The 17,488-nt window shown below is 70.7% G+C and carries 18 protein-coding genes and 1 riboswitch; of the genes, 9 read left to right on the top strand and 9 right to left on the bottom strand.

Annotated features, from left to right (window positions below; all coding sequences use genetic code 11):
- Nucleotides 1–57: 57 nt before the first annotated feature.
- Nucleotides 58–696 carry a GntR family transcriptional regulator gene (locus ACWDS7_RS09320; protein ID WP_451928838.1) on the top strand — a complete coding sequence of 213 codons (639 nt, stop codon included), beginning with the start codon at nt 58–60 and terminating at the stop codon, nt 694–696.
- A 162-nt stretch (nt 697–858) separates the two neighbouring features.
- Here ACWDS7_RS09320 and ACWDS7_RS09315 read toward each other — a convergent pair whose 3' ends face one another.
- The 7 genes from ACWDS7_RS09315 to ngcE form a co-directional block, all read right to left on the bottom strand.
- Nucleotides 859–1,425 carry a superoxide dismutase family protein gene (locus ACWDS7_RS09315; RefSeq protein ID WP_451928837.1) on the bottom strand — a complete coding sequence of 189 codons (567 nt, stop codon included), beginning with the start codon at nt 1,423–1,425 and terminating at the stop codon, nt 859–861.
- A gap of 306 nt (nt 1,426–1,731) precedes the next feature.
- Nucleotides 1,732–2,247 carry a MarR family winged helix-turn-helix transcriptional regulator gene (locus ACWDS7_RS09310; RefSeq protein ID WP_451928836.1) on the bottom strand — a complete coding sequence of 172 codons (516 nt, stop codon included), beginning with the start codon at nt 2,245–2,247 and terminating at the stop codon, nt 1,732–1,734.
- A 500-nt stretch (nt 2,248–2,747) separates the two neighbouring features.
- The gene (locus ACWDS7_RS09305) at nt 2,748–3,038 is read right to left on the bottom strand and encodes a 4a-hydroxytetrahydrobiopterin dehydratase (protein ID WP_306865632.1); all 291 of its coding nucleotides are present in this window, start codon (nt 3,036–3,038) and stop codon (nt 2,748–2,750) included.
- Nucleotides 3,025–3,630: a hypothetical protein gene (locus ACWDS7_RS09300; RefSeq protein WP_451928835.1), complete on the bottom strand. Its 606-nt coding sequence runs from the start codon at nt 3,628–3,630 to the stop codon at nt 3,025–3,027. The genes ACWDS7_RS09305 and ACWDS7_RS09300 overlap by 14 nt, the downstream gene beginning before the upstream one ends.
- Before the next feature lie 83 nt (nt 3,631–3,713).
- A complete protein-coding gene (locus ACWDS7_RS09295) occupies nt 3,714–4,619 on the bottom strand; it encodes a carbohydrate ABC transporter permease (RefSeq protein WP_306865628.1) in 906 nt (301 codons plus the stop codon).
- The gene (locus tag ACWDS7_RS09290) at nt 4,619–5,530 is read right to left on the bottom strand and encodes a carbohydrate ABC transporter permease (RefSeq protein WP_306865626.1); all 912 of its coding nucleotides are present in this window, start codon (nt 5,528–5,530) and stop codon (nt 4,619–4,621) included. The genes ACWDS7_RS09295 and ACWDS7_RS09290 overlap by 1 nt, the downstream gene beginning before the upstream one ends.
- A 6-nt stretch (nt 5,531–5,536) precedes the next feature.
- Nucleotides 5,537–6,994 carry an N-acetylglucosamine/diacetylchitobiose ABC transporter substrate-binding protein gene (gene ngcE, locus ACWDS7_RS09285; protein WP_451928834.1) on the bottom strand — a complete coding sequence of 486 codons (1,458 nt, stop codon included), beginning with the start codon at nt 6,992–6,994 and terminating at the stop codon, nt 5,537–5,539.
- A 332-nt stretch (nt 6,995–7,326) separates the two neighbouring features.
- On the opposite strand from ngcE, the gene ACWDS7_RS09280 reads away from it, so the two are divergent.
- The 6 genes from ACWDS7_RS09280 to ACWDS7_RS09255 all read left to right on the top strand — a co-directional run bounded on the left by ACWDS7_RS09280 (nt 7,327) and on the right by ACWDS7_RS09255 (nt 11,509).
- A complete protein-coding gene (locus ACWDS7_RS09280) occupies nt 7,327–7,974 on the top strand; it encodes a class II aldolase/adducin family protein (RefSeq protein ID WP_451928833.1) in 648 nt (215 codons plus the stop codon).
- 4 nt (nt 7,975–7,978) lie between these two features.
- Nucleotides 7,979–9,190 carry a DUF4032 domain-containing protein gene (locus ACWDS7_RS09275; RefSeq protein WP_451928832.1) on the top strand — a complete coding sequence of 404 codons (1,212 nt, stop codon included), beginning with the start codon at nt 7,979–7,981 and terminating at the stop codon, nt 9,188–9,190.
- A 155-nt stretch (nt 9,191–9,345) separates the two neighbouring features.
- Nucleotides 9,346–9,726, top strand: coding sequence for a roadblock/LC7 domain-containing protein (locus ACWDS7_RS09270; protein WP_306865619.1), 381 nt, complete (start codon nt 9,346–9,348; stop codon nt 9,724–9,726).
- Nucleotides 9,727–9,739: 13 nt separating this feature from the next.
- Nucleotides 9,740–10,603 carry a DUF4388 domain-containing protein gene (locus tag ACWDS7_RS09265; RefSeq protein ID WP_451928831.1) on the top strand — a complete coding sequence of 288 codons (864 nt, stop codon included), beginning with the start codon at nt 9,740–9,742 and terminating at the stop codon, nt 10,601–10,603.
- A gap of 109 nt (nt 10,604–10,712) precedes the next feature.
- A complete protein-coding gene (locus ACWDS7_RS09260; protein ID WP_451928830.1) occupies nt 10,713–11,126 on the top strand; it encodes a roadblock/LC7 domain-containing protein in 414 nt (137 codons plus the stop codon).
- Between the two features lie 11 nt (nt 11,127–11,137).
- A complete protein-coding gene (locus tag ACWDS7_RS09255) occupies nt 11,138–11,509 on the top strand; it encodes a hypothetical protein (protein ID WP_306875565.1) in 372 nt (123 codons plus the stop codon).
- Between the two features lie 47 nt (nt 11,510–11,556).
- Here the strand turns inward: ACWDS7_RS09255 and ACWDS7_RS09250 are convergent, their stop codons facing one another.
- Together ACWDS7_RS09250 and ACWDS7_RS09245 are read right to left on the bottom strand one after the other, a co-directional pair.
- Nucleotides 11,557–12,417, bottom strand: coding sequence for an alpha/beta fold hydrolase (locus tag ACWDS7_RS09250; protein WP_451928829.1), 861 nt, complete (start codon nt 12,415–12,417; stop codon nt 11,557–11,559).
- 162 nt (nt 12,418–12,579) lie between these two features.
- A complete protein-coding gene (locus ACWDS7_RS09245) occupies nt 12,580–13,167 on the bottom strand; it encodes a hypothetical protein (protein ID WP_451928828.1) in 588 nt (195 codons plus the stop codon).
- A gap of 238 nt (nt 13,168–13,405) precedes the next feature.
- Nucleotides 13,406–13,555, bottom strand: a riboswitch (cyclic di-AMP (ydaO/yuaA leader).
- Nucleotides 13,556–14,231: 676 nt separating this feature from the next.
- Between ACWDS7_RS09245 and ACWDS7_RS09240 the strand changes: the two genes are divergently transcribed.
- Nucleotides 14,232–16,583 carry a histidine kinase gene (locus ACWDS7_RS09240; RefSeq protein ID WP_451928827.1) on the top strand — a complete coding sequence of 784 codons (2,352 nt, stop codon included), beginning with the start codon at nt 14,232–14,234 and terminating at the stop codon, nt 16,581–16,583.
- On the top strand, nt 16,580–17,233 hold the full coding sequence (locus ACWDS7_RS09235) for a response regulator (RefSeq protein WP_451928826.1): 654 nt from the start codon (nt 16,580–16,582) through the stop codon (nt 17,231–17,233). The genes ACWDS7_RS09240 and ACWDS7_RS09235 overlap by 4 nt, the downstream gene beginning before the upstream one ends.
- Nucleotides 17,234–17,488: the final 255 nt, after the last annotated feature.

Genomic DNA, 17,488 nt, shown 5'->3' with positions numbered 1-17,488 from the left:
GTATTTTGCATCACGTCAAGTGGGTACGCTTGACTCAAGATCAACCCAAGGAGTGTCATGCCGATCGAGCGGCGCCCCCTCCGCGAGCAGATCCGCGAGGAGCTCATGCTCCGGCTCGACCGGGGCGACTTCGCCGCGGGGACCGACATCAACGAGGCGGCCCTTGCCGGCGAGCTGGGGGTCAGCCGCACCCCGCTGCGCGAGGCACTGATCACGCTCGCCGGCGAGGGCGTGCTGGAGAGCAACCAGGGCCGGGGGTTCCGGTTCGCACCGGTCAGCCGCAAGGAGTTCCGTGAGCTGTGCGCCATCGTGGCGGCCCTGGAGGCGCTCGCCCTGGAGAGCTCGGACCCGGCCTACCTGAGGAGGATCGCCCCGGAGCTGCTCGCGCTCGCCCAGGACTTCTCGGCCGACGTCGCCGAGCGGCAGGACATCGAGCGCCACGACGACGAATGGCACGACCTGCTGCTCAGCGGCTGCGCCAACGAGCGGCTACTCGACCTGATCACCAGCGTCAAGGCGGGCATGCGCCGCTACGCCCACCTGATGACCGGGGAGAGCACCCCGATGGAACGCGCCGCCGAGGAGCACTGCCGGGTGGCCGAGCGCCTGATCGACAGCGACCTGGAGGGCGCGGCGGCGGCCCTCAGGGACAACTGGATCAACGGCATGGAGCGGATGATGTCCCGCATCCCCTGACACCACAGCACCTCCGGGACGGCTCCCGCACGTCCCGGAGAGGACACGGCACCTCCGGAGCGGCTCCGCGACGTCCCATGGCACCACAGCACCTCCGGGACGGTCCCCGCGCGTCCCCGGGAAGGCATGGCGCGGGTCCCGCGCCGCGCCGGTCAACTACAGCTAGCGCTTGGTGAGGGTGACGCAGGCGACGCGGGGGCCGGCGGTGCCCGCCTCGGCCCCCTTCCTCCTGGTCCGCTGCGCGTGGATCACCAGGGAACCGGGCAGCCGGTCGGAGGCGAACGCCCAGTCCTGCTTGGCGGTGGCGGTGGCGCCGCCCTCGGCGTCGGTGGTGAAGTCGAGCCACACCTCGTTGTCGGCGCTGGCGTGGCTGTGGGCGTGCTGGTAGTGCGGGCCGGCGTCCTCGGGACTGGCGCCGCACGGGTTGACGTGCAGGTGCGCGCCGTAGGTCCGGTTGGGCAGCAGGCCGCCGACCGTGAGCGTGGAGGTGGCGAGCACCGCCCCCGACTCGGACATGACCCGCGCCGAGGCGCCGGGGGGCGCCAGCTTGATGTCGTAGGCGATCGCCGAGGCCTTCGGCACCGGCACGGTGAGCGTGCCGCCCCCGGAGAGCCGGATCCCGGTGGCGCTGGGCACGTGTCCGGCCGGGTGGGGCTGGGTCACGGCCTCCTGCCCGGCACAGGCCACGCTCAGCAGACCGACGGCGGCGAGAGCCACGAGGATGCGCATCGAACATCTCCTTGACCAGGCAGGGCAGGACAGGCACCCACTCTAACGAGTAATCGACTGATCACATACGGTATTCGCCACTCTCGTCCCGCGCGTCCACACCTCTCGCCGCCGGACACGGGCCCCTCCGGCCCGCCGACCGGGCCGGCCCTCCGGCCCGCACCGCCGCGACCTGGACGGTCAACGCCCACGGGACCGCCTTCGGCGGCCCGCCTCCGCGATGCGACGGACAGCGCACACTCCCTGTCACGACCACGTCTGGCCGCTCTCGTCGACCAGCCCTCCGCAGGGCGATCCGGACGGGACCTACTTGCCGGCTGCCGGTGGAGCCGGGGTGTCGCCGTAGGACTCCAGCAGGGTGGCCAGTGTCGCCGCCAGGTGCCGGCAGTCGTCGGGGCCGAGGGCCCGCAGCAGGCGGGCGTCGTAGGCCACACGCACGGGCAGGATGAGGTCGACGAGCTCCAGGCCGCGTTCGGTGAGGCGGATCTTGACCGAGCGGCGGTCGCTCTCGTCGCGGGTGCGGGTGACCAGGCCCTTTTCGTGCATCCGGTCCACCCGCAGGGTGATCGCACCGGTGGTGACCAGAGAGGTCTTGAGGAACGCGCCCGCGCTCATCGCATACGGCGCGCCCGACCGCCGCAGCGTGGACAGCACGTCGAACTCGCCGGGCTCGAGGTCGTATCCGGCCAGGAACTCCTTGATCTCCCTGTCCCACATGCGGGAGATGCGCATGATCCGGCCGACGACGCTGATCGGCCAGCTGTCGATGTCGGGCCGCTCGCGGCTCCACTGCTCCAGCATCGCGGCCACCGCGTCGGCCATGGGCCCTCCCGAGAATTAGGTGATCGCTCATTAAATTGTCACTCACACAAGCGCTGATTATCTTAGCGCTCACATTATGAGAGCTGACTCAATGAGTGATGGTCTGTCATGCCTTTCACCACAGCCCGCGGCACCCGCGTCCACCACGAGGTCGACGGCCATGGCCCGGGCCTCGTCCTAGTACACGGCACCGGAGGCGACGCCGAGGGGGTATTCGGCAACGTCGTCGACCACTTCGCCCGGACCAGAAACCGTCGTGCGTCCCAACTTCAGCGGCAGCGGCCAGACCACCGACGACGGCGCCGAGCTGACCCGCGACTTCATCGACGGCGCCGCCGTACCGCGCGCGTAGACCTTCACCCACTCCGGCCCAGGCCGGCACCTCATGCCCCGCCGAGCATCAAGTTCCTTGGTCATGATTGACAGGGCGGGGTCGGGAACCCGAGGACCGTACGGCCCGCCGCCCTCGGGGGGCGGGGCCGTACGGTCCCCGGGGCCGCTCAGGTGTGCGCGGCGGCGATCTCGTCGATGCGGGCGGCGAGGGTGAAGTCCAGCTCGGTCAGGCCGCCGGCGTCGTGGGTGGAGAGGGCCAGGTGGAGGTTGCGCCAGCGGATGTCGATGTCGGGATGGTGGTTGAGCTTCTCGGCCTCGACGGCGATCTCGTCGACGATGCGGATCGCGGCCGGGAAGTCGGGGGCGTTGATCGTCCGGCGGATCTCGTCGCCCTCGCGTCGCCATTCGGGCACGTCGGCCAGTCTCCGGTCCACCGCGGAGTCGTCAAGCAGGTCCATCGGTCCAGGACACCACGTCGGCGGCGAACACGCCAATCCGGGGCAGCCTGCTGGCCCGGCGGGCCATGGCCATGATGCCCCGGGCCATGGACGGGGCGTGGCCGCCGTGGTCGAGGACCCGCTCCAGCTCCGGCAGGAGGTCGGGCAGCCGGGCCAGGCTCCAGTCGTGCCAGGGCGACAGGAGGGTGCCGCCGCTGTCGGGATCCTCGGCGCGGTAGGCGGCCAGGATCGGGCACTGGCCGTGAACGCGGCGGAGCCATGTCTCGATGTCGGCGTTGAGGGCCGCGATCCGGGAGGGGGCGGCGTAGAGCCAGCCGTCCTCGCCGACCCGGTCGGCCTCACCCCCGGCGGCGGGGTAGGCGCGGACCACCGCGCCGTGCAGGGACAGGCCGCTGGCCACCATGAGCTGGCGCCCTTCGCACCAGTCGACCGCTCCCCGCAGCGGGGCCGGGACGCCGCCGACGATGGCCGCGCGCTGGGAGCTCGTGGGTTCGCGGGCGAAGCGGACGTGCACTTCGGCCCACATGTAGTAGTTGGCCTCCCCCGCCCCGAAGAACGGGAAGGGGAAGGCCGGTGGTTCCAGGTCGACCATGGAGGGGGCTCCGGGGGGTTGGGGGCGGGTTCCGACTAAGGACGACTCCCCAGTGCCCCTCCGGGATTACCGGCCGAGTGCGATTATTTGACGGCGCCGGAGGTGAGACCCGACTGGATCTGGCGCTGGAAGATGATGTAGATGATCATCACCGGGATGATGGTCATGCTCAGCGCGGCGAACAGGCCCGGCCAGTCGGCCTCGTAGCCGGCGCTGGTGGAGATGTTCGCGATGCCCTGGGTGATCAGCCACTTGTTCTCGACGTTGCCCGACAGCAGCACGATCGGCAGGAGATACTGGTTCCACTGACCCAGGACGTTGAAGATCGTGATGCTGACCAGGCCGGGCCTGGCCATCGGCACCATGATCTGGAAGAACGTCCGGGTGTGGGAGCAGCCGTCCATCATCGCCGCCTCGGCCACCGAGGTGGGCAGCGTCTTGAAGAACGCCGACAGGAAGAAGACGGTGAACGGCAGCGAGTAGGCGGTGTAGACCAGGATCACGCCGAGGTGGGTGTCGATCAGGCCGAGGTTCTTCACCACGAAGAACAGCGGGACCAGGGCGAGGAAGACCGGGAAGGTCATGCCGGAGACGAACAGGAAGTAGATCGCCCGGTTGCCGGGGAAGGCGTAGCGCGCCAGCACGTAGGCGGCCATCGAGCCCAGCAGCATGGTCGCGGCCGTGCTGCACACCACCACGAAGACGGTGTTGATCATGTACTGGCCGATGTGGGCCTTCTCCCAGGCCCGCCCCCAGGCGTCCCAGCCGAGGGAGGCCGGCAGCGTGATGGGGTCGCCGAAGATCTCGGCGTTGGTCTTGAAGGAGGCCAGGAACGTCCACAGGATCGGGCCGATGATCAGGATCGCCCAGATCAGCAGCGCGACATGGGACAGGGCGCCGAAAGCGCCCAGCGGGTTCTTGCGCCGCTTCGGCCTGCCGTGCATGGCGCCCGACCGGGTGGCCGGCTTGTACGCCGTTTCCGCAGCCATCAGAACTCGATCCTCTCGCGCCGGGTCACGCGCAGGGTGAGCGCCGCGAACGTGATGGTCATGAAGAACAGCGCCACGCCCATCGCCGACGCGTAGCCGAACTTGGAGAAGTTGAACGCCGTCCGCCAGATCTCCAGCGGGAGCACCGTCGTGGAGTTGTCGGGTCCGCCGCGGTCGACCGAGAGCACCTGGACCAGGGCGAAGCAGTCGAAGGCGGCGATGCCCAGGTAGACCCAGGCGACCTGCATGGTGTCCCACAGCAGCGGGAGGGTGATTTTGAAGAAGAGGGTGAAGCGGCCCGCACCGTCCAGCGCGGCGGCCTCGAACACGTCCTTCGGGATGGAGGACATGCCCGCCGAGAACAGGACCACGTAGAAGCCGACGGCCTGCCAGACCACCACGCCCATGATCGCCCACAGGGCGAGGTCCGGCTCGATGAGCCAGCCGACCGGGTCGATGCCGACCTTGCCGAGCAGGCCGTTGATCACGCCGGTCTCGTCCGGGCGGTAGATCGTCTGAAAGAGGACGCCGACGATGGCGACGGCGAGGACCTGGGGCATGAAGAAGATCACCCGATAGACCTTCGAACCCCAGATCCCGGTCATCTGACCGCCCCGCTGCCCGCCGCTCAGGTTGAGCAGGAAGGAGAAGAACAGGGCGATCACGATGGTGACCAGCGGCATGACAAGCAGAAGGAGCCCGTGGTGACGCACCGCGGCCCAGAAGACCTCGTCGTCCAGCAGCCGGGAGAAGTTCTCCAGGCCGACGAACTGAGGATTCGCCGAGATGCCCTTCCAGTTGGTCAGCGCGATGTAGAAAGCCTGGACGTACGGGCTGATCACGAAGACCACGTAGAGGATCACCGGCGCGGCGAGAAAGCCGACGATGAACGGATACCTGCCATGCCGCATCGGTGCCTACACCGTCCGGTTCTGCTTGGTGATGGAGGAGTCGGCCTTGGTCTTGTCGGCGGCCTTCTGCATCTTGTCGCAGAACTCGTCAGCGGAGATGCGGCCGAACATGAGCGCGTTGGTCTGCTTGCGCAGCTCGGTCTCGAACTCCTTGTACCAGTTCTCGAAGCTGCTGAAGGTGACGATGTTGGAGCCGGCCGCGGTCTGCGCGGCGCTGAGGCTCGCGTTGCCCGGGGTCAGGTCCAGGCCGTCGGCGGCACCGGTCACGACGGTGATGTTGCCGGACTTCTCGGTGAAGCCGCGCGCGCCCTCCTTGGAGAGCATGATGCGCAGGTACTCCAGGCCGCCCTTGGGGTTCTTGGCCTTGGCGGGGACGATGTACGCCTCGCCGGCGGCGGCGCGGATGGCCTCGAAGGGCATCTTGTCGGCCGCGGTGACGCTGGGGGTGGGCGTCAGCGCGTACTTGAACTCCTTGGGAGTCTGGCTCTTCTGCTCGTTCTCCAGCCAGGAGCCCGACGGGTAGAGGGCGATCTTGCCCTGGTTCTGCCGGGTCTGCACGTCGGTGTGGATCAGGCCCTCGAAGGACTTGTCCATGTATTTGCCGATCTCGGCCCAGGCGGCGGCGGCCTGCTTGACCGAGTCGCGCTTCCAGACGCCGTCGGTGAGGTTGTCGATGTCGATCAGGAGCTGGTTGCCCTCGATCTTGGCGGCGGAGATGAGGATCATCCAGTAGGCGTAGTAGGAGGCGTTCTTGCCCGCGTACGCGAACGGGACGACCCCGGCGGCCTTGGCCTTCTCGCAGAACGCCTTGAACTCCTCGAAGGTCTTCGGCGGGGTCCAGCCGTTCTTCTCGAACAGGGCGGAGTCGTACCAGAGGCCGTAGGCCGAGAAGACGTAGTTCATGAGGTACGGCTTGCCGGCGATGAGGCCCGACTCGACGGTGCCCGGCGCGACCATGTCGCGCACCTTCTTGTTCGGGTCGTCGATGGAGGGGGCGTCCCACAGCTCGGTGAGCTCCAGCAGCTGGCCCTCCTGCTGCAGGGCGCCGTTGTCCATGAGGTCGGTGCCGGAGTTGGCGATCATGTCCGGGACGTCGCCGCCGGCGAAGCGCGGCTGCAGGGTCTGCGCGATCTGCTGGGTGGCCACGTGCTTGACCGTGGCCTTGGGGAACGCCTTCTTGTACAGCGGCTCGTGGACCTCGGTCGCGTAGCTGTCGCCGAGACCGCCCTTGAAGATGACGACCTCGAGGGGGGCGTCGGCGGCGACGCCGAACGGGTTGGCCGCCGAGACCGCGCCCCCCGAGGACGGGGCGGCGGAGGTGGTGGCCGCGGGGGCGGAGCCGCCACCGGTGGCGCAGGCGGTGAGGAGCCCGGCGCCGGGGCCGGCGACCAGAGCGGTCAGACCGATCCGGCGGAGCATCTGCCGCCGGGTGATATCTCCGGGCGTACCGGCCGAGTTGGACATCGCAACCCTCCTGAGCGGGGGATCAGTTAGGAAAGTTTCCTAAACGTTTGCCCGAAGGTATGTACCACCGAAGTCCACCGTCAAGAGGTCCCAGCCGGTCTAGACCGAGCCGTAATGTCCTCGCGACATATCCGGTAGCAATCAAACGCCAAAGGAGCCCATTCCCCTGACAGATCGGCACACATTACCCCATATGCCCAGCTTGACCATTGACTTAGGACATGTCGGGGAGTAAGGGATCAGGTCCTTCCTCCGGTCACACAACGGCAACCGGTCTAGACCAGATGATGAAGGTTTGCCGCCTACTACCGCAACCCCCTACTTTTGCTGACATGTTGCTGGCGGAGCAGCGTCGTCTGCTGTGTGAATACGGCCGCAGGGCCGCCGAGACCGGACTGGTGGTCGGCACTGCCGGAAACCTGAGCGCGCGCGCCGGCGATCTGATCGCGGTGACGCCCAGCGGGATCTCCCTCGACCGGCTCGAACCGGAGGCCTGTCCGGTGATCGACGTCGAGGGCCACCTGGTGGAGGGGGAGCTGCAGCCGTCCTCGGAGACGCCCATGCATCTGGCCGTCTACACGACCACCGACGCCGGGGCGATCGTGCACACCCACTCCACCTTCGGCACCGTGGTCGCCACGACCATGACCGAGCTGCCGCCGATCCACTACAACACGCTGCTGCTCGGCGGGGCCGTCAGGGTCGCCGACTACGCCACCTACGGCACCCCGGAGCTGGCGGCCAACGTCAGGGCCGCCCTCAAGGACAGGCGGGCCGCGCTGCTGGCCAACCACGGCGGGGTCACCGTCGGCGGCGACCTGCACGCGGCCTTCGAGGCGACCCGGCTGCTGGAGTGGCTCTGCGAGGTCTACGTGCGGGCCAAGGCCGTCGGGGAGCCCCGGGTGCTCACCGAGGAGCAGCTCTCCGCGGTGGTCCAGCGGGCCTTCTCCCCTCCCCGATTCCCCCGTCGCGAGGACTGACTCGATGCCCCTCCAGCTCACCGGCGCCCCCGGCGACCCGGACCTGATCCGCCTGCCCTGGGACGTCCCGCTCGAACAGTGGCCGGAGCACCACCTGGTCTCGCTGCCGCGCGGCATCTCCCGGCACGTGGTGCGCTTCGCCCGGCTCTCCGGCAAGGTCTACGCGATCAAGGAGATCAGCGAGTATTACGCCAAGCGCGAGTATCGCCTGCTGTGGGACCTCAACCGGCTGGACACGCCCTCGGTGGAGCCGGTGGCCGTGGTCACCGGGCGGACCGGCGCGGACGGTGAGCCGCTCGACTCCGCGCTGATCACCCAGCACCTGCAGTTCTCCCTGCCCTACCGGGCGGTCATGTCGGGGACGGTCCGCCCCGAAACGCTCAACCGGCTGCTCGACGCGCTGGCCGTACTCCTGGTCCGGCTGCACCTGAGCGGTTTCTACTGGGGCGACTGCTCGCTGTCGAACGTCCTGTTCCGCCGCGACGCCGGCTCCTTCGCCGCGTATCTGGTCGACGCCGAGACCGGGGAGCTCCACCCCATGATCAGCGAGGGCCAGCGGCTGTACGACATCGACGTCGCGCACACCAACATCTTCGGCGAGATGCTCGACCTGGAGGCGGGCGGCCTGCTCCACCCCTCCATCGATCCCGAGGAGGTCGCCGACTCGGTCTGCTCGCGCTACCGCGGGCTCTGGAGCGAGCTCACCTCCGACGAGATCATCGATGAGGTCGACTGGCACATGATCGACCAACGGATCCGCCGGCTGAACTCGCTCGGCTTCGACGTCGCCGAGATGATGGTCCGCCGCAAGGCGGGCACGGGCCGCTTGATCGTCCGCCCCAAGGTCGTCGACGCCGGCCACCACCAGCGCAGGCTGCTCAGGCTCACCGGCCTGGACGTGGAGGAGAACCAGGCCAGGCGGCTGCTCAACGACCTCGACTCCTTCCGGGTGTCCTACGGCCTGCGCCACGAGGACGAGGCGATCGTGGCCCACCGGTGGCTGGCGGAGGTCTTCCACCCCACGGTGGAGGCCGTCCCGCAGGAGCTGCGGCACAAGCTGGAGCCGGCCCAGCTCTTCCACGAGGTGCTCGACCACCGCTGGTACATGTCCGAGGCGGCCGGCAACGACGTCGGTCTCCCCGCCGCCGTGGACTCTTATGTGAAGAACGTTCTTATTTTCAAACCGGACGAGCAGGCGCTTATCGCCGAGGATTGACGGAGGCTTTCTCCCTCGGGTTATAGATCCTTATACCTGGATATCAAAATCCTTCATCTCCCCACCTATCAGTTCTAATCGGGGCACTTTGGGCTCCAGGTGGTATCCCTACGCTGACCGGGCGACGTCGTGTAGTCGTTGGCGAGGGAGAGCCCGTGCTCGGAATCGAAGACTGCCTGGCTGAGGTCATGGCCATCCCTGGCGCGCTGGACGCGATCCTGGTCGACCAGACCAGCGGGATGGCCGTCGCGGTCGGCGGCGGGAGCCGTCACACCGACGCGGAGAAGTCGGCCGCGGGGTTGAACGAGACCCTGCGGGCGACCTTGGACGGGCTCGCCGCGACTTCTCCCAGCGGGACGGTCCGGATCAGCGACATGATTATAAGCACGGATAACGGACACCATTTACTGAGACCGCTGGAAACGGTTTTCGACGGTCCTCTGGTGATTTACGTCCGGCTCGATCTGGAGCGCTCGAATCTCGCCCTGGCCCGCCACCGGCTCCAGGCGCTCGCCGGCCGCCTGATAACCACGTGACGCCATGGCGACCGTGGAGAGCGTACTAAGCGGGCTCGCGGAGGAGCGTGCCACCGGCGCGCTGCGGCTGGGCAAGGCGGGGATGTTCTACCTCACCGGCGGCCGGGTGACCTACGCCGAGAGCCCGGCGGCCCCCCGGGCGGAGGACCTGCTGGCCGCCGGCCGGAGGGTCTCCGCCCACGCCGTACGGCAGGCCAGACAGGCCGCCACCGAGGACCTGCGGGGCGGCGAACTGCTGGTCGCCCAGGGCGTGCTCACCCGGGGCGAGCTGGAGTTCTGCGTGCTGAGCGCGGTGCTCGACGCCGTGTACTTCCTGTTCGACGCCACCGGGCAGCGGCCGAGGTTCCGGCCGGGCGACCGGCACTGGCTCGGACCCCAGTGGTACTTCGACGTGACCGGGCTGCTCCGGGAGTGCCGGCGAAGGAGGGCACAGTTGGACCAGGCATGGCCGTCCGCCGAGCTGGACTCGCTCCCGGTCGTCCCGGTGGGCCGCATCCCCGCCCAGCGGGTGGTGCTGACCTCGCTCCAGTGGGAGGTGCTGGTCGGCGCCGACTCGGCGGCGACCCCCTGCGACCTGGCGCGCAGGCTCGGCCGCCCGGCCTACTCGGTGCTGCTCGCCGTACGGCAGCTGGCCGCGGCCGGGCTGCTGCACATCCCGCAGGCCGGGCCCGCCGGACCCGCCGCGCCCGGCCCGCTGCCCCGGCGCCCGAAAGGCGGCACCGGACAGGCCGGCGACCCCCCGGCCGCCCCGGCGGCACCGCGCCCCCAGCCGGCGGGCGCGGCGCGGCCGGCCACGCCGCTCCCCCGGACGACGGGCGACCCCACCGACGTGAACCTGCTCATCCGGCTCAGAGACGCATTGGAGGCACTCACTTGACCCCCTCCCCGCCCCGCAGGACGGGACATCCACGCCGCAGGTGCTCGGTGAGCTTGTTCCGATGCCTATAAGGCTGCGGACGCTGAAGCTGATCGGAAGGAGGACGCCCGTGGAAGCGCGTGACGAGGTGCGCCGGGAGGCGGCGCTGCTACGTGACGAGATACGCCGGGAGATGGCGCTGCTGCGGGAGCGCATGACGGATGTGAACGGAAGCATCGCGTGCAGCGTGGACGGCCTGACGATAGCCAGCGACCTCAACGGCGACGTCGAGCAGATCGGCGCGCTGTCGTCGGCGATGCTGGCCCTCAGCCGCCGGATGACGGACATGGCCGGCAAGGGCGCCTTCGAGGAGACGTTGATCTCGGGCACCAACGGCTACGCGGCCTTCTACGCCGCGGGCCCAGAAATCGTCCTCACAGTTCTCGCCCGCCCGGGGACCAACCTCGGGCTGCTGCGACTGGAGGGCCGCAAGACGGCGGCGAGCCTGGCCGCCATCACGTCCCGCATATCGATATCCCAGTGATCGGAGAAGACATGGGCAACATGGACATCTCTCTCAAGGAGATGATGGCGATCGACGGTGCCCTCGGCGCGGTGGTCGTGGACTACAACAGCGGCATGGCCCTCGGCGCCCTCGGCGGCTCCAAGGACCTGGACCTCCAGATCGCCGCGGCCGGCAACACCGAGGTCGTCAAGGCCAAGATGCGGACCATGGAGTCGCTGGGCCTCAAGGACGGCATCGAGGACATCCTCATCACGCTCAGCGGCCAGTACCACGTGATCCGCCCGGTCAGCGGCCGGGGCGGCAAGGGGCTCTTCCTCTATCTGGCGCTGGACCGCAGCCGGGCCAACCTGGCGCTCGCGCGGCACAACATGCGCGGCATCGAGGAGAAGCTCGAAATCTGATCCTCCGGTACGGCTTGCGCCCCGGGAGGCGCGGGCCGTACCGGAGCTCAACGCTCGGCGGCGGAGGTGAGCTCGTCGATCGCGGCGACGAACTCGGGCCAGAGCGGGCGCGGCAGGTCGTGGCCCATGCCGGGAAAGGTGATCAGTCTGGCCCCGGGGACCGCCTCGGCCGTGGCGACCCCGCCGGGCAGCGGCACGAGCTGGTCGTCCTCGCCGTGCATCACGAGGGTGGGCACCGTGATGTTCTTCAGCAGCGGCGCGCGGTCGCCGGAGGCGATGATCCCGGCGAGCTGCCTGGCCGTCCCCGCCGGGTCGTAGCAGCGGTCGTAGCTCAGCCCGGCCAGCCGGGCGATCCGCTCGCGGTCGAGCGGGTAGCCCGGCGAGCCGATGACCTCCCAGGTCAGCAGCGACTGCCGGATGGCCGCCTCGCGGTCGGGCGAGACGAGCGCCATGAGCGCCGCCATCGCGGCCTCGGTGGGCGGGGCGGCGTGCACGCTGGGGGTGGACATGATGGAGGTGAGGCTGCGCACCCGGTGCGGGGAGCGGATCGCCAGCGTCTGGGCGATCATGCCGCCCATCGAGGCGCCGACCACGTGGGCGGACTCCCACCCGAGCGCGTCGAGCAGCCCGGCGGCGTCGTCGGCCATGTCGCCCAGCAGGTAGGGGGGCTGCCCGTCGCCGCCGAAGGCGGGCACGGCGGCGCCGTGGAGGTGGGTGGACTCCCCGGCGTCCCGGTTGTCGAAGCGGACCACGTGGTGCCCGCGGTCGGCGAGCAGCTCACAGAGCCCCTCGTCCCAGTGGATGCGCTGGGCGCCGAGCCCCATGATCAGTAGGAGCGGGCGGCCTCCGGGCGCGCCGAAGGTGTCGTAGGCGAGCTCGATGCCGTTCGCCCGGGCGCGCCGGGTCATGGCGCTCCCGCCGCACCGGATGCCATGCTGGTCATGCCGGACAGAATGTCATTCTGTGGAAATGAGAGCAAGAGCGGACGCCCGGTGTGGGCGTCCGCTCCTGTCTTCGCGGGAGGCGAGCTTCTGCGGGGGCGAGTCTCGCTGGGGAGGCGAGCCTCGGGGTTACTTGTTGACCACCTGCGGCGGGGTGGCCGGGTTGTTGTCGATCCGGCCCCACGCGCCCGCGGAGAACGGCACGGGCTGGTTCTTCTTGCCCGGGCCGCTGCCCCACTTGGTGATGACGTAGTCGACCTTGATGTGGCCCATGCCACCGTTGCCGTCCACACCGAGCGTGTCGGAGTTGAACGTGCCGCCGGTCAGGTCGGCGAAGGTCTTGGCGTCGAGGTCGATCATGACACCGCTGCTGGAGGGCACGCCGGGGCCGCGGTCGCCGACGAAGAACTTGGCCTTCTTGCCCTTGTAGACGACGTAACCCTCGGTCATCAGCGGCCAGCTCGGGCTGGCGATCATGCCCTTCTGCATCGGCTTGCCGCTCGCGGGCAGGCCGGTGTCCCCGGCGCGGCCGGAGGAGTCGTCCCAGAAGTAGGAGGCCTTGGTCGAGCCCTTCAGGAGGGCGACCTCGGAGCCGGAGCCGGAGCCGGGGGTGGAGGCGCCGGTGTCGGCCGCTGCGGGGAGAGCCGAGACGACGGCCGAGGAGGTCAGGACACTCGCACCGAGGAGGGCGGCGGCCACGAAACGGTTCTTACGCATACCAAGGGAGAAACGCATGAGGTAAAAAGACTCTTTCGCGAGGGAACGGGGAGGCGCGTGCGCCGTGAAGAGGCGCAGGCGGATACGCGCTCACAGGACAGAAGAGGCGTAGCAAGCTGTGCTGGCGCTACGCGGAGCGCGGCGGGGGGCCGCGTTCGGACGCGGCGAGGAAGTCTTAGAGGGCCGGCACCAACGGGGTGGACGCCGGCGGCAAGAGGGCGTGGTGCCCCATGTGGTGATCTCCTCTCCATCTCGTCTACCGGGTTAGCTGACGGATTCGGGCGGTGGAGTTGCCCTACCGCCGCACGTTCGCGGCGGATTCACCCCAAGAAGTGGGTCCCCGGTTCCCGTGACCCTGAGGGCCTCCGGGATTCGACGTCGGCCGGCCGCTCCTTCTATTGAAGGGCAGGTCGCCAACCGATCACGAATAGGACACTACCCCCCATTCAGGGACAAAGCAAAACAAAACCCATGGAAACCCCAGAAGATCTACCTCAACAGCCAAGAAAAGGCCATTGGTCAAGCCTTGACCGTGCCTACCGGGAACGCCGACCCCATTGGAACTGTTAGGAGAGTTACTTAACGGCTTATCAGTGATCAAGCTGTTGAGCTGGGGATACGCCCCTTCTCCCGGCTGAATGCGGCCCCTCGGCGGACAGGGGCGGGATCTCCCTCACCATGGCCGCGGCCGGCGTGCCGGCCCTTTGTCGGCGGCCCTCATTACCTCCGTACACGCCTATGAGTCGAGGAAAACACCCATCAGCCGGGCCTGTGCCCGCTCTCCGGAAGATCCAGGAACGCCCGTCCCCATCCCGGGCAAAGCCGCGGTCATGGCATCCATCCGCCGCAGGACCGGGACGAGATCGGCACCGCCGACGCCGGCGGCGGGAAAAGGCCACCGGTCCCAGCCCGGTCAACGGCTCCCGCACCCACCGTCCACGGGCTTCTCCCAGCCCCCGGGCTCCGGCGTCCCGGCGGATCCGGCGGGCGGCCCGGGTCCGCCGTCCGGGTGAGCGCCGCCCGGGACCCGCGGCCGTAGGCGATGCCGACAGTAGTGTGGGCCCGTGCTGATCGCCCTCGGTTGCGCGGTGCTCCTCACGGTCCTTTACGCACTGGCGGTGTACGGCACGGCCGGGCCGGCGGCGATCGGAGCGGTCGCCGCCGCGCCGGCCGTCACCCTCGTGGCCGTCATGCACGGCGGGAGTCTCCAGGACTCCGTCGGCGCGGGAGGGCTCACGGCGGGCGGCGCCGCGATGGCATGGGCCATCGGGCGTTCCCACCGTCGCCGCAGGGCCGACCGTGCGGCGCTCGCCGCCTACCGGGCCGCCGCCGAGGCCGTGCCCCGGCTGGCCGCCATCACCGAACGCGACCGCCTCGCCGCCGAACTCCACGACGTGGCCGCCCACCGGCTCACCGGGATCGTGGTCGCCTCGGCCGCCGCCCTCCGCCTCGACGACCCGGTCCGCGCCGCCGAGGCCGTCACCCACGCCGCCGACGCGGGCCGCCAGGCCGTGGCCGAACTCGACCGCCTCTGCGCCCTGGACCGCCGCGGCCGTACCTTCGCCCTCGGCGACATCGACACCCTCCTCATCGGCCGTCCCGGCGTGACCTACCACCGCACGGTCGCCACCGCGCCGCCCGAACTCGCCGCGGTCGCCTTCCGCGTGGTCCGCGAGGCTCTGACGAACGCGATGCGCTACGCCACCGGCGCCGCCGTCCACGTCCGGGTGGAAGCCGTCCACGACACCTCGGCGGCACCGGCCGCCACCGGCCCGGTGCCCGCTCCGGCCAGCGACCCGGGGGTCACATCCGTCGTCGCCGGCCCCCCGGCGGCGGAGGCCGCCACCGGCCGACTGGTGGTTACGGTCACCGACGACGGCGGCCCGGCGACCGTCTCCGGCCTGGGCACGGGCGCCGGCCTCGCCACCCTGCGCCGGGCCGTCGGCGCCCTCGGCGGCACCCTGCACGCCGGCCCGCGCCCCGCCCCGGACAGCAACCCGGACAGCAACCCGGACAGCGACCCGGACAGCGACCCACGCACCGGCCGGCGCCTCGACCCGGGCAACGACCCGCGCACCAGCGGGCGCACCGGCCCGGACAGCGGTCTGCGCACCAGCGGGCGCACCGGCCCCCTCCCGCATCGCGCCCCGCCGTACGGACCCGCGTCCGCGCCGGAGACGGCGCGGACTCCCCCGCCGCCCCGCGGCTGGACGGTCCAGGCCCGCCTCCCGCTCACGGCCGCCTCCTCCCCCGCCCTCGGCCGCCCCCGCCCGTTCCCCCGGCTCCGCCACGACGACAGCCGACGGGACGCCCACCGGCACGGCCGTGCGGTGGGCTGGCGGGGGACGGCGGCGCTGGACTGGGCCCTGGTGGTACTGGCCGTGGCGCTGCCCGCCGGAGCCGGGCTGCTCCACGCGGAGGCGCCTGAGCCGTTCGCGACCCCGGCGTCCGGAGCGCTGCTGTCGGTCCTGCTCGTACTGCACGCCCTGCCGCTGAGGTGGCGTCGCGAGCTGCCGTGGCCGAGCCTGGCCGCGGCGCAGTCGGTGCTGTCGGCCTGGCTGTGGTGCGACGCGGCCGGGTGGACCGCGCCGGAGTCGGCGCAGCTGGTGCTGTTGTGCTGGTGGGTGGAGCTGACTTTGATCTACAGCGTCGGCGCGTACGGCGGGCGCGGCTGGCCGGCCCCGCTCGCGGTGGCGGCCCTGGGCGCCTACCCCCTGGTCGACGGCTTGACGGGGCCGCCGACAGCCGTCTGGGCGACGCTCACGGCGGCGTTGGCCGTCCCCACCGTCGCGGTGTGGGCCGCGGGCGTGTCCGTCGGCGGGCGGCGGCGCCGGCTGTGGGACGCCGCGGCGCTGGAGCGCGACCGGCTCGACCGGGACGCGGCGGCGGCGGCCCGGGCCGAGCGGGACCGGATCGCCGCCGGGCTGCGCCGTACCGCCAGATCGCGGGCCGAGTCGGCGGTCAGGGCGGCCGACGAGCGGCGCCTCGACACCGTCCTGACCGAGGCCAGGGCCGGTCTCACCGCGCTGCGCGAACTCCTCGGCGAGCTGCGCGACGATCCCGCCGACGACGCCCTTCCCCCCGTCATCGCCGCGATCTCCGCCCTGGCCGCCAGGAGCCACACCGCCGTCCGTTACACGGGGACGCGCCGGCCGATGCCCGCCACCGTCGAGGTCGCCGCCTACCGGATCGCCGAAGCCATGCTGCCCGGCGGTGTGAGCGGCATGAGCGGCATGAACGGCATGAACGGCATGAGCGGCGTGACGGTGACCGTGGCCTACCTTCCGGACGGCCTGGCGCTGTCCGGCCCGGCCGAGGCCCGGAAGGTGCGCGCCACGGCCGACGCCGCAGGCGGTACGGTCACCGAGACGGAGGACGGGGTGCGGGTGTGGCTGCCGGAGGTGAGGCCGGCGTGATCCGGGTGACGGTCGCCGACGACCAGGCGGTGGTCCGGGTGGGGATCACCGCGGTGCTCGACGCCGAAGCGGACATCACCGTCGTCGGCCAGGCCGCCGACGGCGGGACGGCCGTGGCCCAGGCGGCGTCCCTGCTGCCCGACGTGGCCGTCCTGGACATCAGGATGCCCGGCCTCGACGGGCTCGCGGCCACGGCCCGGATCACGGCGGAGGTCCCGGGCGTGAAGGTGGTGGTGCTCACCACCTTCGGCCTGGACGAGTATGTGTTCGCGGCGCTGCGCGCGGGAGCCGCCGGGTTCCTGCTGAAGGACGCCGACCCCGAACGGGTCATCGACGCGGTCCGGGTGGTCGCCAGGGGTGACGCGCTGCTCGACCCCGGGGTGACCCGGCGGCTGCTCGACCGCTTCGCCGCCGGCGCCGGCCCGGCTGACACCGCCCGCGTCGCTGGTCTCACCCCCCGAGAGACCCAGGTTCTCCTGCACGTCGCCCGGGGCCTGTCCAACGCCGAGATCGCCGCCTCCCTGGGGATCAGCCCGGCCACGGTCAAGGACCACGTCGCGCGGATCCTCGCCCAGCTCGGGGTCCGCGACCGCGTCCAGGCCACGATCGCCGCCTACGAGGCCGGACTGGTCCGTCCCGGGATGCGGTGACCCCGCCTCCCGCGACGTCCCGGGGGACCCCGCCTCCCACGACGTCCCGACCGCACCGGCGCGACGCGGCGTCCAGGCCGGTCGCCGGGCGTCGGGCTCCGGACGCTGGGCACTGGGCGCTGGGCGCTGGGCGTCGGGCGCTGGGCTTCGGGCTTCGGGCTTCGAACTTCGGGCGCTGGGCGCTGGGCACTGGGCTTCGGGCTCCGGACGCTGGGCGCTGGGCTCCCGACGTCGGCGGGACGGGCCCGTCCGGAC

It is taken from the genome of Streptosporangium sp. NPDC003464, from assembly GCF_053588315.1.
Note: the sequence above shows the minus strand (reverse complement) of the source record. Positions and strands in the feature narration are given on the sequence as shown.

Bases quoted from the DNA above. Each gene is read 5' to 3' on its own strand.
- ACWDS7_RS09255 (WP_306875565.1), top strand. From the start codon at position 11,138: ATGGGCAACATGGACATCTCTCTCAAGGAGATGATGGCGATCGACGGT.
- ACWDS7_RS09300 (WP_451928835.1), bottom strand. From the start codon at position 3,630: ATGGTCGACCTGGAACCACCGGCCTTCCCCTTCCCGTTCTTCGGGGCG.
- ACWDS7_RS09245 (WP_451928828.1), bottom strand. From the start codon at position 13,167: ATGCGTAAGAACCGTTTCGTGGCCGCCGCCCTCCTCGGTGCGAGTGTC.
- ACWDS7_RS09275 (WP_451928832.1), top strand. From the start codon at position 7,979: ATGCCCCTCCAGCTCACCGGCGCCCCCGGCGACCCGGACCTGATCCGC.
- ACWDS7_RS09250 (WP_451928829.1), bottom strand. From the start codon at position 12,417: ATGACCCGGCGCGCCCGGGCGAACGGCATCGAGCTCGCCTACGACACC.
- ACWDS7_RS09295 (WP_306865628.1), bottom strand. From the start codon at position 4,619: ATGGCTGCGGAAACGGCGTACAAGCCGGCCACCCGGTCGGGCGCCATG.
- ACWDS7_RS09280 (WP_451928833.1), top strand. From the start codon at position 7,327: ATGTTGCTGGCGGAGCAGCGTCGTCTGCTGTGTGAATACGGCCGCAGG.
- ACWDS7_RS09290 (WP_306865626.1), bottom strand. From the start codon at position 5,530: ATGCGGCATGGCAGGTATCCGTTCATCGTCGGCTTTCTCGCCGCGCCG.
- ACWDS7_RS09305 (WP_306865632.1), bottom strand. From the start codon at position 3,038: ATGGACCTGCTTGACGACTCCGCGGTGGACCGGAGACTGGCCGACGTG.
- ACWDS7_RS09320 (WP_451928838.1), top strand. From the start codon at position 58: ATGCCGATCGAGCGGCGCCCCCTCCGCGAGCAGATCCGCGAGGAGCTC.
- ACWDS7_RS09315 (WP_451928837.1), bottom strand. From the start codon at position 1,425: ATGCGCATCCTCGTGGCTCTCGCCGCCGTCGGTCTGCTGAGCGTGGCC.
- ngcE (WP_451928834.1), bottom strand. From the start codon at position 6,994: ATGTCCAACTCGGCCGGTACGCCCGGAGATATCACCCGGCGGCAGATG.
- ACWDS7_RS09310 (WP_451928836.1), bottom strand. From the start codon at position 2,247: ATGGCCGACGCGGTGGCCGCGATGCTGGAGCAGTGGAGCCGCGAGCGG.